Consider the following 14,755-nt stretch of genomic DNA (forward strand, 5'->3'; position numbering starts at 1 on the left):
CCCGTCCGGCAGATTCGCGATCAGCTGTTCGACCGCGACGGCGGTCGCAAACGGCGTACCGGGGGCGAACGTCGAAACCCATTCGCCGTCAAAGGCTTTGGACGGGCTTACCAAGACCCGGCCCGCGGTGGTGTCGACGAGGCTGACGCCGACCTCGGTGGTGGTGTGCCGACCGTCGCGGTTGCAGCCGGCCACGATTTCGACGTTCGCCCCCGGTACGCCGTTTGCGACCGCCGTCGCGGTCGAACAGCTGATCGCGAATCTGCCGGACGGGCAATGGTTCCCCGAACACCGGCTATCCCGAGACTTCTGCGCCGAACCCTCACAAGTAGCAACGAGATAGAGAAGAGAGCACGATGCACCAGCAAGGGTCCCACCCGAAATCGAGGATCCGATGACGTCGGGAACCGTCATGCCAATAGTCCGCGTCGCCATCCTCGCGGACAGCAGGTTGACGGAGATGGCCCTGCCCGCGGAGTTGCCGCTGCGCGAAATCCTGCCCGCCGTCGAGCGGTTGGCCGCCCCAACCACAGCCGACGGCGACGCGGAGATCTCCGCGGTCCAGCTGAGCCTGGCACCCATCGGTGGCGCGCCGTTCAGTTTGGACGCCAGCCTGGACACCGTGGGCGTGGTCGACGGTGATCTGCTCGCTTTGCAGCCGGTGCCCAGCGGACCGGCGGCGCCGGGCATCGTCGAAGACATCGCCGACGCGGCGATGATCTTCTCCGCCTCCCGGCAAAAGCCATGGGGTGCCCGCGACATTCGGCGCGGCGCGCTGGCCGCGGTGATCGCCGTCGCGCTGGTCGCGTCCGGGTTGGCGGTCAGTCACCGGGTCGCCACCGGTGCGCTGGCCGGACTGCTCGCGGTCAGCGCGATCGCGGTGGTCATCGCCGTGGCCGGCTTGCTGGTGGCCGCCCGCTCGCCGCGGGCCGGCCATGCGCTGACCATCGCCGCGCTGGTGCCCATCGCCGGTGCCCTGGCGCTGGCGGTACCCGGCCGGTTCGGGGCGGCGCAGGTGCTGCTGGCCGCCGCGGGTGTCACCGCCTGGGCGGTGATCGCGCTGATCGTCCCGACGGCTGAACGCGAGCGCGTCGTCGCATTCTTCACCGCGGTCGCGGTCGTCGGCGCCGCAGTGGCGCTGGCCGCCGGTGCCGAATTGCTCTGGCGGCTGTCGCTGTTGAGCATCGGCTGCGGGTTGATCGTGGCGGCGCTGCTGGTCACCATCCAGGCGGCACAGCTCTCGGCGCTGTGGGCGCGATTCCCGTTGCCCAACATTCCGGCGCCCGGGGACCCCACTCCGTCGGCTCCCTCGCTGCGGGTGCTGGAAGACCTGCCGCGGCGGGTCCGGGTCAGCGACGCCCACCAGAACGGGTTCATCGCGGCCGCCGTGTTGCTCAGCGTGCTCGGCTCGGTGGCTATCGCCTGGCGCCCGGACGTGCTCAGCGTGATCGGCTGGTACGTGGTGGCGGCGACGGCGGCCACCGCGACACTGCGGGCCCGGGTATGGGATTCGGCCACCTGCAAGGCGTGGTTGCTGGCGCAGCCGTTCCTGGTGGCCGCGATCTTGCTGGTGATCTACACCGTCACCGGGCACTACGTCGCCGCTTTCGGGGCGGTGCTGGTGCTGACCGTGCTCGCGCTGGCTTGGGTCGTGGTCGCGCTGAACCCGAACATCGCCGCACCGGACAGCTACTCGCTGCCGCTGCGCCGGCTGCTGGGCTTCGTGGCCGCCGGCCTGGACGCGTCCTTGATTCCCGTGATGGCCTATCTGGTCGGTCTGTTCGCCTGGGTTCTCAATCGATGATTCAGCGTGGCTTAGCCTGCCTCACTGCGGCTTTGGCCGTCGTGGTGTGGACTGCACCCGCCGCGTTGGCCGTCACCAAACCGGAAGTGGACCCGGGGGTGCCGCCGCCGAGCGGCAGCCCCGGACCGGTGCAGCCGATGGAGCAGCGCGGCCCGTGCAGCGTCTCGGGGATCATTCCGGGCACCGACCCCGGGGTGCCGACGCCCAGTCAGACGATGCTGAGTCTGCCTTCGGCATGGCAGTTCTCCCGCGGTGACGGCCAACTGGTCGCAATCATCGACACCGGTGTGCGACCCGGCCCGCGCCTGCCCAACGTCGACGCCGGTGGTGACTTCGTGGAATCGACCGACGGCCTCAGTGACTGCGACGGGCACGGCACCCTGGTCGCCGGAGTGATCGCCGGCCAACCAGGTGACGACGGCTTCTCCGGTGTCGCCCCCGCGGCCCGACTGTTGTCGATTCGGGTGACATCGGCCAAGTTCTCGCCGCGCTTGGCCGGTGGCGACCCGACGGTGGCGCGGGCGTCGCTGGACATTGCGGCGCTGGGCCGTGCGATCGTGCACGCCGCCGACCTCGGCGCCCGGGTCATCAACATTTCCGCCATCACCTGCCTGCCCGCTGACCGGCCGGTGGACCAGGCGGCGCTAGGCGCGGCCATCCGCTACGCCGCAGTGGACAAGGACGTGGTGATCGTCGCCGCCGCCGGCAACAGCGGACCCACCGGATCGGTCGCCGGCGGAACGTCGTGCGACTCGAACCCGCTCACCGACCTGAGTCGCCCCGACGATCCGCGCAATTGGGCCGGAGTCACCTCGGTGTCCATCCCGTCGTGGTGGCAGCCCTACGTGCTGTCCGTGGCGTCGCTGAACCCCGAAGGGCGACCGTCCGCCTTCACCATGGCCGGGCCGTGGGTAGGCATCGCCGCGCCGGGGGAAAACATCGCCTCGGTCAGCAACGCCGACGGCGGTGGCCTGGCCAACGGCCTGCCCGACGAACATCAGCAACTCGTCGCGCTCAGCGGCACCAGCTATGCCGCCGGTTATGTCTCCGGTGTCGCGGCCCTGGTGCGCAGCAAGTACCCCGCGATGTCAGCGACCGACGTGGTACGCCGCATCACGGCAACGGCGCACAACGGTGCCCGCGACCCCTCCAACGTCGTCGGCGTCGGCGCCGTCGACCCAGTGGCCGCGCTCACCTGGCAACTGTCCGCCGGCAGCCAACCCGGTGCACCGGCCACCAGGCCGGTCGCCGCGCCGCCCCCGCCGGCACCCAAGGACCCCACGCCGCGCAACGTCGCCTTCGCCGGTGTCGGCGCGCTGGCGTTGCTGGTGACGGCGGTCGCCGCCGCGGTGGCGATCACCCGTCGACGAAAGGAGCCCACCCCGTGAGCCGATCGATCGCTGCGCCCGGCACCGGGCGCATCACCCTGGCGTTGCTTGCCGTCGTGCCGGCGGTGCTCGCTTATCCGTGGCACACCACGCGGGACTATTGGTTGGTCGGCATCGCCGTGGCCGTCGTGGTCGTGTTGTTCGGTTGGTGGAAGGGTCTGCACTGGACGACTCTGCTGCGTCGCCGGCTGGCGATCATGGGCGGGCGTCGATCGGCGCCGGCGGCCGACACCCGCATCACCGCAGTGGTACGTATCGGTGCGCCCCCCTCGGGAACCGACGTGCTGCCGCTGCCGCTGCTCGCCCGCTACCTGAACTGCTACGGCGTCCGCGCCGACACGATCCGAATCACCAACCGTCACACGGGTTCTGGAGCCGTCCAGACCTGGGTCGGGCTGACCGTCGACGCCGCGGACAACCTGGCCGCGTTGCAGGCCCGTTCGCCGCGCATTCCGCTGCAGGAGACCGCGCAGGTGGCCGCCCGGCGGCTGGCCGACCATCTGCGCGAATTAGGCTGGGATGCCAACCCGGTTCCGCCCGACGAGGTGCCCGCATTACTGGCGCCCGGCGCGCACGAAAGCTGGTCAGTGGTCCGCCAGGGCGACTCGAATTACCTTGCCGCATATCGCGTTTCAATAGACGACGCACTGCCCGAGCGGTTGGCCGCCATCCGCGAGCACAAGGCGAACCAAACCTGGACGGCGCTGGAGATCGCTGCAGCGGCGCGGTCGGCAGGCCAATACACGCTCGCGGCGGCCTGCGCCTTTCGCACCGACACGCCCGGCGGTGCCCTGGCGCTGACCGGAGTGACTCCGCAACGCGGGAACCAGCTACCGGCCCTGCGGGCGTTGACCCCGCTGGCCACCCAACGACTCGACGGCCACACGGCAGTGCCCGCCGATGTGTTGACCGGCCTGGACTGGCCGACGCCGTCAGCGGGCTCGCACCGGGCGCCGCTGACCGAAGCCGCTAGTCGAACATGACGCGCTGCAGGAACGGGGTCATGCGCCGCAGGTAGTCCAGCTGACTCACGTGCAAGACGTGGTTGCCCGGAAACCAATGCAGCGCGCAGCGATCCCAATGCTCCCAGAGCAGAGTCGCCTGTTCGGGGGGTGCCATCCGGTCACCGAGTCCGGTGATGATCATCCGGCGGTCCCTCGGTAGCAGCGGTCGGTAGTTCAGCGGGCTGTGATAAGACAACCCCGCGACCATCTCCTCCCGGCTGATACCGGACAACCGCAGCCCCAGCTTGATCAGCTTGTTGGCCGGAAACCACTCGTCGAACATCGTCGTCGGCGTGACGACGGGGCAGTTGGCGATCACCGCTTGCAGCCGCGGCTCTACCGCGGCGATCAGCGCTGAGGTGTAGCCGCCCAACGAGATGCCGGTCAGCGCGATGCGCTGCACGCCACTGTGGCACAAGTAATCGACGACAGATCGAAAGTCGTGCACCGCCTGGGCCATCGCCTCGGCGAAGCCACTCAACCCGGCGGCGAAATAGCCGAATCCGCTGAACGGCGCGAACCTTCCGGCTCGCTTGCCGTGAAACGGCAACGTATACAACAGCACGTCGTACCCGGACCGGTAGTACCACGGCAACGCGAAGAAGCGTCCGTTGACTAGGTAGGACGAGCCCATGAAGCCATGGATCACGCACAGCGTCGGCCGGGGACCGTCGGCGTGACGCCAATGCTGCGCTCGCACAGTGGTGTTGGCGCGAAAGCCGCTCCAGCGTCGGCGCAACGCGGGATTGATCGCCCGGAAGCTGCTGGTGAAGAAGATGTTGTCGACGGTGCCACCGGCCACCCGTTCGGCCAGCGGGCTGGCCCGCCGCGACACGACCTCGGGTAGCGCCGTCGGCGCCGGGAACGACTGCTGGGCATCGCCGTGCGCGGCGAGTTCGGCGTAGAACTGCAGATCGCTGCGCTCGTCCCCGCCGTCAGCGCGCCGCAGTGAACCGGCCAGCACCGCCGGGGCCACTGTGACCGACAGTATCGAGGCGACCGCGGTGCGCAACGCGATGTCGCTGAGCGACGACGACTCGACCACCAGGCGCTGCCTCGGTGACAGCGCCTCGAGCGGAGGTAGACCCTCAGCGCCGGCATCGGCACCGGGCACCTCGGGGAGCGGCACGGGCAGTGTGATCGGATCCGATTGCGGCGACCGCCCGGAAGTCTCGGACATCTCGGTGATGGTAGCGCCGGGAATAGGCGTTGGGTGGGTGTACGGACGGGTCCGGTAATACGGTTGAGTTAGCACCCGCCGGGCGAGGTGTAGATCAGGAGGACCGACATGTGGGATCCCGACGTCTACCTGGCTTTCGCAGACCATCGCAGCCGTCCGTTCTACGACCTGGTGTCACGGGTAGGCGCAGAGCGCGCGCGGCGGGTGGTCGACCTGGGCTGCGGACCGGGCCACTTGACCAAATACCTGGCGCGTCGGTGGCCCGGCGCGGTGATCGAGGCGCTGGACAGCTCACCGGAGATGGTCGCGGCCGCGCGGGAACGCGGTATCGAGGCGACCACCGGAGACTTGCGGGACTGGAAGCCGCAACCCGACACCGACGTGGTGGTCAGCAACGCCGCGCTGCACTGGGTTCCCGAACACGCCGACCTGCTGCTGCGCTGGGTCAGCCAGCTGCCGGCCGGATCCTGGATCGGAGCTCAGCTGCCCGGAAACTTCGACACCCCGTCGCATGCCGCGGTGCGCGCCCTGGCCCGTCGGGAACCGTACGCAAAGATCATGCGCGACATACCGTTTCGCGTCGGGGCGGTGGTTCATCCGCCGACCCACTATGCCGATCTGCTGATGGACGCCGGCTGCCGCGTCGATGTCTGGGAGACCACCTATCTCCACCAGCTGACCGGTGCGCACCCGGTGCTGGAATGGATCACCGGCACCGCGCTGGTGCCGGTGCGGGACCGGCTCGACGACGAGGGCTGGGAACGGTTCCGCAGCGAGCTCATCCCGCTGCTCGACGACGCCTACCCGCCCCGGCCGGACGGGACGACGATCTTCCCGTTCCGGCGGGTGTTCATCGTGGCCGAGGTAGGCGGCGGTCACCGATCCTGACTCGGCGGCGCGGCCTCTTCCTCGATGCCGCGGTCGACGGCAATCGCCGACCTGCTGGTCGGTGCGGTGCGGTGAATCCGCAAATAGGTCTCGGTATAGCGCTCGGCAATCCGGGTTCCGGCGAAGTCTGACGGTATGACGTCGCCGGTGCGTTGCCGCCAGTCGTAGAGCTGATCGGCCAGATCCGCGGCGATCGCATTGGCCTGTTGGGTGGTCTCACCGGCGAGCAGGTTGTTGGTTTCGGTGGGATCGGCTTGTAGGTCGTACAGTTCGCGTTGCGGCCGCGGCGTCTTGACGAACGGGGCGACGGCCACTCCGGACGGGCTGGCCTCGATATCCCACGGCAAGTCCAACATCGGGCGGGGGACATAGTTTTCGATGTAGCTGAATTCCGTTGTGCGAATTGCCCGGATCGGGTCGAAGGAGTCGTGGTAGGTCTTGGCGGAGTACACGTGGTGGCGCACCGGCCCGCCGGGATACTCCGGCGTCAACAAGGCCTGGGCGTGGGACACACCGTCGATGTCGGCCGGCAGGTGCACCCCGAGTAAGCCCAGCAGCGTGGGAACCAGGTCGACGCCGCTGAACAGTTGGTCGTAGACGCGGGGGGCCAGCGACCGGCCGGTGGGCGGCCGCATGATCATGGCGATACCGGTTCCGGCGTCGTACAGCGTGGATTTCGCACGGGGGAACGCCGGGCCGTGATCGGTGAAGAACACCACCCAGGTGTTATCGGCCAGCCCCGTCTCGGTCAGAGTGTCCAGTATTTCGCCGACGGCTGCGTCCGCGGTGGCGATCGAACCGTAGAAGTCGGCGAGGTCTTGCCGCACCTCGGGCGTATCGGGCAGGTAGTCGGGCAGGTCCACCGCCGCGCTGTCGGCCGGTTCGTACCGGTCGTGCGGGTAGGGGCGGTGGGTCTCGAAGAATCCGGCGGTGAGCAGGAACGGTCGGCGACCGCGGGCGACGTCGCTGTGCCGCAACCAATTCCGCACCTTGTCCACCACGTACTCGCAGTAGGAGTTGGACACGTCGAACTCGTTGAAGCCCAGCCGCTTGGGGTAGGACGTCTCGTGCTGCATGCCGAAAAGCGCGGAGTGCCAACCGAAGTCGGACAGTATCTGCGGCAGGGTGCGGACTCCGCTGCGATATTCCCAGCCGTGGTGGGCCAAGCCCAGCAGCCCGTTGCTCTGCGGGTAGCGGCCGGTGAACAGCGAACCTCGCGATGGAGAACACAGCGGCGCGGTGGCGTGAGCCCGGGTGAACAAGATCCCCTCGGCAGCAAGCTGGTCCAGTCGGGGGCTGTCGACGTCAGCGTGACCGTAGGCGCCCAGGTACCGCCCGAGATCGTGCCAGTGCACGATCAGCACGTTGGCGGGGGTGTGCGCCGCCGTCTCAGCCGTCAAAGTCGGTTACCTTTCCCCATTGATTCTCCGAGACGAACTCCGTCAGGGGCCGCCCGAACGCCCAGCCGTCCAGTTCCAATGCCGGTCGGTCCGGAAAGTCGGGCACCGGGCCGATACACAGGATGGCCACCGGTTCGGCGGTGGGGGGCATCTGCAGCAGGGCCGCCAACCGCCCAGGGTCGAACAGCGACACCCACCCCATGCCGAGCCCCTCGGAGCGGGCCGCCAGCCACAGGTTCTGGATGGCGCACGACACCGACGCCAGGTCCATCTGAGGCAGCGTGCGTCGCCCGAAGACGTGCCGGTCGCGGTCGTCGCCCAGCGCCACCACCAGAAGCTCGGCGCATTCCCGGATTCCCTCGACCTTCAAGGCCAGGAATTCGTCGCCGCGGGGACCCAGGGCTTGGGCGGTCAGCGCGCGTTCTTCGTCGACCAGTGCGTGAATACGCAGGCGAAGCTGCTCATCGGTGATGCGGATGAACCGCCACGGCTGCATCAGGCCGACGCTGGGTGCGGCGTGTGCCGCGCGCAGCAAACGCGTCAGCACCTCCTCGGAGACGACGCCGCCGGGGACGAAGCGGCGCATGTCTCGGCGCTGCGAGATCACGCGATAGACGGCCTGCCGCTCTTGGGCAGTGAACGCGTGACCCACGATCACGGACTATAGGTGACGCCCACCGCCCGGAAGACGTACTCCGGCGGCACGTCGAAGGCCAGCGACCGGCGCGGCAGGCGCGCGAGTACCTCCTCGGGCAGCGTGGCCTTGAAGTGCATCGACAGATGACCGTGGAACCGCTCGTCCACCTCGGCGATGTCGAGTTCGAGCTGCAGACCGGTCGCCGAGATCTCCGCGCGGGCCGCCCCGGTCTGTGCCTGGTCCCACCGAACGTCGACGGCACGACCGGCCAGCTTGGGCACCACCGACAGCGTCGCCAGCACGCGCTGGGAGCTGAACGCCAAGCAGCCGACGTAACTGGCGATGCTGCCCTGCGAGCGCAGCCCGGGAATGGCGCCGCTGAACCGCCTGGTGACCGCCACATGCTCGGCGAGGTAGATCAGTCCTTCCGCCTCGACCTGGTCGCGCAGATCCGCGGGCAATTTGCCCAGGCCGATTAACCTCCGAAGAATCACCGCCATGAGGCCAGTATGTAGTGATTTGGTGCTGCGCGCACCGATGCTGGTAACGGTGGAGCGATGACACGACCGCAAAAGGTGGCGGTGCTCTGCGTGGTGGCCGCCCTGGCCGGCTATGCCGCGCTGTGGGTCGGGCACCGCCAGAACTGGGGCTGGCTGCACACCGTCGACTGGTCGTTACTGACGCCGGCGCACGACGTCGGGATCAAACACCCGGGGTGGGTGCAATTCTGGTCGGTGGTCTCCTTCGTGTTCGGCCCAATCCCATTGCGGCTGCTGGGTTTGGCCGCCGCGTTGTTCGCGCTGGTGAAGCGCCAGGTGCGAATCGGGTTGTTGCTGTTGGCCTGTGCGCCGCTCAACGGATTCGTCACGACGGCGGCCAAGGGACTGGCCGGCCGGCCGCGACCGGCCACCGCGCTGGTCTACGCGTCCTCCACGTCGTTCCCTTCCGGACATGCCCTCGAGGCGACGGCCAGCCTGCTGGCACTGCTGACTTTTGCGCTGCCCCTGATGAAAGGCCCGCGGCTGCGCGGCGCCGTGATCGCGGTGTCCGGCCTGGCCGCGGTGCTGGTCGGCATCGCCCGGGTGGCGTTGAACGTGCATCACCCTTCCGACGTGGTCGCCGGCTGGGCGCTGGGTTACGTCTATTTCATGTTGTGTCTGTGGATCTTTCGGCCGGCTGCGACCCGGCGTGCCTTGGTCACGGCGCAGTGACCTAATCGGGTCTCAAGCTTTACTTGACCTCACGGGCAACGGCTTTGACGATGAATTAATGCGCCGACTGGTAGCTCTACTGTGTGCTGCGGTCTGCATCGCCGGTGCGACCGTGGCGCTCGCGCCGGTGACGATGGCGGCCGGCAGTCCGTGGTTCGCGAACTCGGTTGGCAATGCCACACAAGTGGTTTCGGTGGTCAGCACCGGCGGCTCGAACGCCAAGATGGACATTTATCAGCGCACCGCCGCGGGCTGGCAGCCGCTCAAGACCGGCATCACCACCCACGTCGGATCCGCGGGTATGGCACCGCAAGCCAAGAGCGGCTACCCCGCCACCCCGATGGGCGTGTACAGCCTGGACTCCGCATTCGGCACCGCCCCCAATCCTGGCGGTGGGCTGCCGTACACCCAAGTGGGGCCCAATCATTGGTGGAGCGGCGACGACCACAGCCCGACCTTCAACAGCATGCAGGTATGCCAGAAGGCGCAATGCCCGTTCGACACCGCCGAGAGCGAGAATCTGCAGATCCCGCAGTACAAGCACTCGGTGGTGATGGGAGTCAACAAGAACAAGACCCCGGGCGGCGGTTCGGCGTTCTTCTTTCACACCACCGACGGTGGTCCCACCGCGGGCTGCGTGGCGATCGACGACGCCCAATTGGTGCAGATCATCCGCTGGTTGCGCCCCGGCGCGGTCATCGCGATCGCGAAGTAACGCCGGCTACAGGGCTACGGCGCGGCCGGGTTTCAGCTTGAAGTTCAGCCCCTGCAACGACATGGTGGCGTCATAGGTTCGGTCGTAGCCGGTGCCGCTGATCTTCCAGCCCTCATCGGTGCGCCGGTATTCGTCGCGATAGAACGCCGCGCCGATCAGCATGAAATCGAACTCCGCGGCGATCACCCGGTCCTGCAGGTACCAATTGCCCGTCGCAGTGTCACCGGTGACGGTGATCTCCGGGTGGGTGACTCGATGCTCGGTGATGATCCCCGGGCCCAGCGAGTTGCGCATGTAGTCGACCAGGTCGGTCCGATTGGTGAAGTGCAGTTCGTTGCCCAGCGAGGGTCCGTAGTCGCCGCGGACATCCTCGGTCAACGTCTCGGCGAAGTCGTCCCAGTGCTTGGTATCCAGAGCGCGCAGGTAGCGGTACTTGACCCGTTTGATCGCTTCAACATCCTCGACAAGGCTCATCCCGTCATTGCAACACACCCCGTGTCGACTCGATCAGCCGATCCCGGAATCGCCGCCACTTGTCAAGTCGGCATAGGTACCTTTTCGGTGACGACACGGCATCGAGGCGATACCAATAACATTGCTGCCGAATCGGATTCGGGACTGTCGCGGCTATGGTTGACGCTGGCCTTTGACCGATTTCGACGAAGGTAATCGCACTATGTACGACCCGCTGGGGTTGTCGATCGGGTCCACCAACCTGGTCGCGGCAGGTAACGGACGAGCTCCGGTTATACGTCGCGCGGTGCTGACGCTTTACCCGCATTGCGCGCCGAAAGTCGGTGTGTATCCGCAGGATTCGGACTCGACTCAGTCCGGCATGTTGATGAGCGGCTTCGTCGAGCGCATCGGTGACTCGGTGGCGCTGGTGTCACCCGACGGATCCGCGCACGACCCCGACCTGCTGATGGTCGAAGCGCTGGACGCGATGGTGGTGTCGGTCGGCGCCGACGCGAGTTGCTCGGAAATCGTCATCGGGATTCCGGCGCACTGGAAGCCCGCGACGATTCAGGCGCTTCGTAACGGGCTGCGCACGCACGTCGGCTTCGTACGCAGCGGCATGGCGCCTCGATTGGTGCCGGACTCGGTGACGGCGGTGACCGCAGCCCACGCGGAGTTGACCCTGCCGCAGGACGGCATCATCGGGCTCCTCGATTTCGGTGGTACCGGCACCTCGGTCACCCTGTTGGCGCACAAGACCGACTTCGAACCCATCAGCGCCACCGTCCGGTACCGGGATTTCTCCGGCGAGGAGATCGACCAGGCCCTGCTGCAGCATGTGTTCGAGGAGATCGGACACGGCGGCGACCTCGACTCGGCCAGCACCACCGCGCTGGGACGCCTGGCTCAACTCAAGGAGAACTGCCGAGAAGCCAAAGAGCGGCTGTCGACCGACGCCGTTACCGAGCTGGCGGTCGACTTGCCCGGGCGCAACCGCACATTGCAGCTCAGCCGCGACCAGTTGCAGGACCTCATCCAGGACCGGTTGACCGGTTTCATCTACGCGTTCGACGACATGCTGGCACGCAACAACGCGTCCTTCGGTGACCTCGCGGCCGTGGTCACCGTCGGTGGCGGTGCCAACATTCCCCTTGTCACCGAGCGGCTTTCGGTGCACACCCGCCGACCGGTCCTGACTGTGGCGCAGCCCGCCTGCGCGGCCGCGGCGGGCGCACTGGTGCTCGCCGGCCGCGGACGCGAGCTGAGCTTCCGCACTCGAACCTCCATCGGCCTGGCCGTGGCGGCCGCGGGCGCTCCGCGCGCCGACATCCTCGACGTGCCCGCCGGTGACGTCATGGTCATCGACCAGGACGCCCTCACCGACCGCGAATTGGCCTGGTCGCAAACCGAATTCCCGGTCGCACCTCCGGCGCCGTTCGTGGGCGACGCCTTCAGCGAAGAGGGCCCCTGCTTCTCGATGCGGCTGAACTTGATCGAGCCGCCCAAGGACCCACCCTGGCGGCGGTTCCGGTTGTCGCAGCTGCTGATCGGGGCCTGCGCCGTGGTGGCGGTCACCGCCATTGGCGGGGTGGCCATCACACTGACTTCCCTAGAACGGCAACAGGCCCCGCATACTCCTACCGTTCCCACGGTGGCGCCGCTACCCGCGCCGCCCAGCTCCATACCGCCCAGTCCGGTCGCGCCCAGTGCCCTGCTGCCCAGCCCGGCGCCACCCAGCCCGGTCCCGCCGCCCCCGACCGAAGTGCCCGCGCCCAGTGTCGCGCCACCGCCCTCGGTAGAGACGCCACCACCACCACCTCCACCACCATCGCCGCCTCCGCCGCCGCGCACGACCACCAGGCCGCCGGTGGCAACCACGACCCCGCCGCCGGTTCGGGCCACCACCACAGCGCCGACGACCACCGAACCGACGACCACCGAGCCGACGACCACCGAGCCCCCGCCGACCACCACCTCGACGGTCCAGATGACTACCCAGTGGTTGCACCTGCCGCTGGTTCCGGTGCCCATTCCGGTTCCGGTGCCGGCTACTCAGGCCCCCGCGCCGCCACCTGCGGCCCCGGTCATGCCGGCTCCGGTGCCGCAGAATCCGTACTACTACCCCGGGGTTCAGTAGGGCCGTTCGGCCGCCTTGCGACGAGCCGAAAATCGCGTTAAAACTCCAGCAAGCGATGCGCTGGAGGGGTTATGGACATCGTGCTTGGCGTCTCCATGGAGGCCACGGCGGTCCGGCTGGTGTTGATCGAGGGGCAAAACGCCGACGGGGTCACTGTCGAAGAAGAGAATTTCGAGGTGGCGCGGGATGCGGGGGCCTCCGGTGCGGCCGGTGCGGTGCTTGCCGCCATCGTCGGCACCCGGGAAGGGGCCAGCGAAGGTGGCTACCAGCTGACCTCCGTCGGGGTGACCTGGACCCGACCCGACCAGCTGGCGCCGTTGCGCGAGCAACTGGCCCAGCAAGAGGTCGGCAATGTCATGCTGGTCTCCCCGCTGCTGGCGGCGGCCGCGTTGGCGCAGACAGTCGGAGCGGCGCTGGCATACGACCACATCGCGCTGGTGCTCGTGGAGTCCGGTGGTGCGACCCTGGCCGTCGTCGACACCGCCGACGGGTCCATCGTCGACCTGCACCGCCGGTCGGTGGGCGCCGCGCCGAGCGCGCTGGCCGCCGAACTGGCGACCATGGTGGCCGGGCTGGATGCACCCGGGTCGCGCGCCAAAGGTGTTCTTCTGGTCGGTTGCGGAGTCGACATCATGGGCGTCAAGCCCGCGCTGGAGGCCGCCACATCGCTGGTGGTGTCCGTGCCAGAGGAGCCGCACCTGGCCCTGGCCCGAGGTGCGGCGCTGGCATCGGCCAACGCGCCGCTGTTCGCGGCCTCCACCGCCGCGTTGGCCTATGCACTCGACCCCGGCACCGGCGAGGTCAGTACCCGCGGGCTCAGCACCTACCTCGACGTCTGTGCCACCGCCCAACCCGGTGCGCTCGCCTACAGCGCCGTCGACGACGACACCGACCTCTACCAGCCGGAACCGGCGCGGCGCCGGCCGTTGGCGCTGGCGGCGGGCGCCATGGGCGGCATCGCAGCGGTCGTGGCCGGCGCCCTGGTGGTGTCGCTGGCCTCCGATGTCCGGCCCGCCGCTACGCACCCCAGCCAGCATGAAAGCGTCCAGCTGCCGCCGGCCAGTCCCAGCCCCGCAGCGCCCAGCCCAGTTGCTCCCCCAGTTGCTCCTCCCGTTGCTGAGGCGGCCGCACCCCCGGCACCGCCGCCCATCCAGCCGCCCCCGCCGCAAACGGTTACCCAGCCAGCGCCGCAGACGGTGGTCAACATGGCGCCCCCGGCACCTCAACCACGCCGCGCGCCGACCCGCCAGGCGCCGGCACCGGCTCCGGTTCAGCAGGCCCCGCCGGCGGCCACCGCACCACCGGCCGCACCGCCGGCACCACCCCCACCGACGGTGGCGCCGCCGCCGTCACCGGTCATGACGATGTACCTACACCTGCCCTTCGTCAGCGTGCCGATTCCGATCAATCCGCCGCCGCCCCCCGCGCCGCCAGAGCCGTAGCGTGGCGAACCCGGCCGACCAGAGCGCACACTGTGCAGTAACGGTTGGCAACGGCAAGGAGGCCGGTGTGGGTGAGAACGGTCCGTTCGGATTCGATCCCGACGAATTCGATCGAGTGATCAGGGAAGGCAGCGAAAGCCTGCGCGACGTCTTCGAACGAGTCAGCAGGTTCGTCGGCGCGCCCGGCGGTCGCGGCGGGTGGTCGTTCTTGTTCGACGATCCGGGCCGGCGCGCCCGGCCCGAACCGGAGACCACCGGCGAGACCGGTGACGGTGTGTGGGCCATCTTCACCGTCGACGACGACGGCAGCGCGCGAGTCGAACAGGTGTATGCGACCGAACTCGATGCGTTGCGGGCGAACAAGAACAACACCGACCCCAAGCGCAAGGTTCGCTTCCTGCCCTACGGGATCGCGGTCAGCGTCTTGGACGATCCGCCCGGTGAAACGTCCGACGAGCCCACATAACGGCGCCAGCGGCCTATCCTCTGTTGA

14 protein-coding genes and 1 pseudogene are annotated in these 14,755 nt (G+C 68.5%); 9 read left to right on the plus strand and 6 right to left on the minus strand.

What is annotated here, in order from left to right:
- A pseudogene (locus A9W95_RS11685) lies at positions 1–216 on the minus strand (ESX secretion-associated protein EspG); the annotation flags it as partial.
- A 178-nt stretch (positions 217–394) separates the two neighbouring features.
- Here A9W95_RS11685 and eccD point away from each other — a divergent pair.
- From eccD to eccE, 3 genes are read left to right on the plus strand one after another with little or no spacing between them, the layout of a single operon-like run.
- Complete coding sequence (gene eccD, locus A9W95_RS11690) at positions 395–1,804, plus strand: type VII secretion integral membrane protein EccD (protein ID WP_067412386.1); 1,410 nt, start codon at positions 395–397, stop codon at positions 1,802–1,804.
- Positions 1,801–3,192, plus strand: coding sequence for a type VII secretion-associated serine protease mycosin (mycP, locus tag A9W95_RS11695; protein WP_067412389.1), 1,392 nt, complete (start codon positions 1,801–1,803; stop codon positions 3,190–3,192). Before eccD ends, mycP begins: the two co-directional genes overlap by 4 nt.
- Positions 3,189–4,175 carry a type VII secretion protein EccE gene (eccE, locus tag A9W95_RS11700; protein ID WP_067412392.1) on the plus strand — a complete coding sequence of 329 codons (987 nt, stop codon included), beginning with the start codon at positions 3,189–3,191 and terminating at the stop codon, positions 4,173–4,175. Before mycP ends, eccE begins: the two co-directional genes overlap by 4 nt.
- On the opposite strand, the gene A9W95_RS11705 is transcribed toward eccE, so the two are convergent.
- Positions 4,162–5,376, minus strand: a complete 1,215-nt coding sequence (locus tag A9W95_RS11705; protein ID WP_067412395.1) for a S9 family peptidase — start codon at positions 5,374–5,376, stop codon at positions 4,162–4,164. The genes eccE and A9W95_RS11705 overlap by 14 nt on opposite strands.
- Before the next feature lie 108 nt (positions 5,377–5,484).
- On the opposite strand from A9W95_RS11705, the gene A9W95_RS11710 reads away from it, so the two are divergent.
- Positions 5,485–6,264, plus strand: a complete 780-nt coding sequence (locus A9W95_RS11710; RefSeq protein WP_067412398.1) for a trans-aconitate 2-methyltransferase — start codon at positions 5,485–5,487, stop codon at positions 6,262–6,264.
- Here A9W95_RS11710 and A9W95_RS11715 read toward each other — a convergent pair.
- The 3 genes from A9W95_RS11715 to A9W95_RS11725 are packed head-to-tail and all read right to left on the minus strand — an operon-like array spanning position 6,252 to position 8,801.
- On the minus strand, positions 6,252–7,664 hold the full coding sequence (locus tag A9W95_RS11715; protein WP_067412401.1) for a sulfatase: 1,413 nt from the start codon (positions 7,662–7,664) through the stop codon (positions 6,252–6,254). The two genes, A9W95_RS11710 and A9W95_RS11715, sit on opposite strands and share 13 nt — an antisense overlap.
- Positions 7,654–8,319: a 5,6-dimethylbenzimidazole synthase gene (bluB, locus tag A9W95_RS11720; protein ID WP_067412534.1), complete on the minus strand. Its 666-nt coding sequence runs from the start codon at positions 8,317–8,319 to the stop codon at positions 7,654–7,656. The genes A9W95_RS11715 and bluB overlap by 11 nt, the downstream gene beginning before the upstream one ends.
- Positions 8,319–8,801 (minus strand): hypothetical protein, encoded by a 483-nt coding sequence (locus A9W95_RS11725; RefSeq protein WP_067412403.1) that lies wholly within the window; start codon positions 8,799–8,801, stop codon positions 8,319–8,321. Before A9W95_RS11725 ends, bluB begins: the two co-directional genes overlap by 1 nt.
- A gap of 57 nt (positions 8,802–8,858) precedes the next feature.
- Between A9W95_RS11725 and A9W95_RS11730 the strand changes: the two genes are divergently transcribed.
- Entirely contained in the window at positions 8,859–9,512 is a 654-nt protein-coding gene (locus A9W95_RS11730) for a phosphatase PAP2 family protein (protein WP_067412406.1), read from the plus strand.
- 58 nt (positions 9,513–9,570) lie between these two features.
- Positions 9,571–10,227 carry a L,D-transpeptidase gene (locus A9W95_RS11735; RefSeq protein ID WP_067412409.1) on the plus strand — a complete coding sequence of 219 codons (657 nt, stop codon included), beginning with the start codon at positions 9,571–9,573 and terminating at the stop codon, positions 10,225–10,227.
- Positions 10,228–10,233: 6 nt separating this feature from the next.
- Here the strand turns inward: A9W95_RS11735 and A9W95_RS11740 are convergent, their stop codons facing one another.
- The gene (locus tag A9W95_RS11740) at positions 10,234–10,701 is read right to left on the minus strand and encodes a nuclear transport factor 2 family protein (RefSeq protein ID WP_371328059.1); all 468 of its coding nucleotides are present in this window, start codon (positions 10,699–10,701) and stop codon (positions 10,234–10,236) included.
- 202 nt (positions 10,702–10,903) lie between these two features.
- Here A9W95_RS11740 and A9W95_RS11745 point away from each other — a divergent pair, with 202 nt between their 5' ends.
- The 3 genes from A9W95_RS11745 (at position 10,904) to A9W95_RS11755 (ending at position 14,728) form a co-directional block, all read left to right on the plus strand.
- Positions 10,904–12,820, plus strand: a complete 1,917-nt coding sequence (locus tag A9W95_RS11745) for an Hsp70 family protein (RefSeq protein ID WP_067412414.1) — start codon at positions 10,904–10,906, stop codon at positions 12,818–12,820.
- Positions 12,821–12,891: 71 nt separating this feature from the next.
- Positions 12,892–14,262 (plus strand): hypothetical protein, encoded by a 1,371-nt coding sequence (locus tag A9W95_RS11750; protein WP_067412417.1) that lies wholly within the window; start codon positions 12,892–12,894, stop codon positions 14,260–14,262.
- Between the two features lie 67 nt (positions 14,263–14,329).
- Positions 14,330–14,728, plus strand: coding sequence for a hypothetical protein (locus A9W95_RS11755; protein ID WP_067412536.1), 399 nt, complete (start codon positions 14,330–14,332; stop codon positions 14,726–14,728).
- Positions 14,729–14,755: the final 27 nt, after the last annotated feature.

The organism is Mycobacterium sp. 1423905.2 (assembly GCF_001673155.1).
Lineage (GTDB): Bacteria > Actinomycetota > Actinomycetes > Mycobacteriales > Mycobacteriaceae > Mycobacterium.

What these genes read in the sequence shown, in the direction of transcription:
- eccD (WP_067412386.1), top strand. Translation starts at nt 395, where the DNA reads ATGACGTCGGGAACCGTCATGCCAATAGTCCGCGTCGCCATCCTCGCG.
- A9W95_RS11710 (WP_067412398.1), top strand. Translation starts at nt 5,485, where the DNA reads ATGTGGGATCCCGACGTCTACCTGGCTTTCGCAGACCATCGCAGCCGT.
- A9W95_RS11735 (WP_067412409.1), top strand. Translation starts at nt 9,571, where the DNA reads ATGCGCCGACTGGTAGCTCTACTGTGTGCTGCGGTCTGCATCGCCGGT.
- A9W95_RS11740 (WP_371328059.1), bottom strand. Translation starts at nt 10,701, where the DNA reads ATGAGCCTTGTCGAGGATGTTGAAGCGATCAAACGGGTCAAGTACCGC.
- A9W95_RS11705 (WP_067412395.1), bottom strand. Translation starts at nt 5,376, where the DNA reads ATGTCCGAGACTTCCGGGCGGTCGCCGCAATCGGATCCGATCACACTG.
- A9W95_RS11750 (WP_067412417.1), top strand. Translation starts at nt 12,892, where the DNA reads ATGGACATCGTGCTTGGCGTCTCCATGGAGGCCACGGCGGTCCGGCTG.
- mycP (WP_067412389.1), top strand. Translation starts at nt 1,801, where the DNA reads ATGATTCAGCGTGGCTTAGCCTGCCTCACTGCGGCTTTGGCCGTCGTG.
- A9W95_RS11725 (WP_067412403.1), bottom strand. Translation starts at nt 8,801, where the DNA reads ATGGCGGTGATTCTTCGGAGGTTAATCGGCCTGGGCAAATTGCCCGCG.
- A9W95_RS11730 (WP_067412406.1), top strand. Translation starts at nt 8,859, where the DNA reads ATGACACGACCGCAAAAGGTGGCGGTGCTCTGCGTGGTGGCCGCCCTG.
- A9W95_RS11745 (WP_067412414.1), top strand. Translation starts at nt 10,904, where the DNA reads ATGTACGACCCGCTGGGGTTGTCGATCGGGTCCACCAACCTGGTCGCG.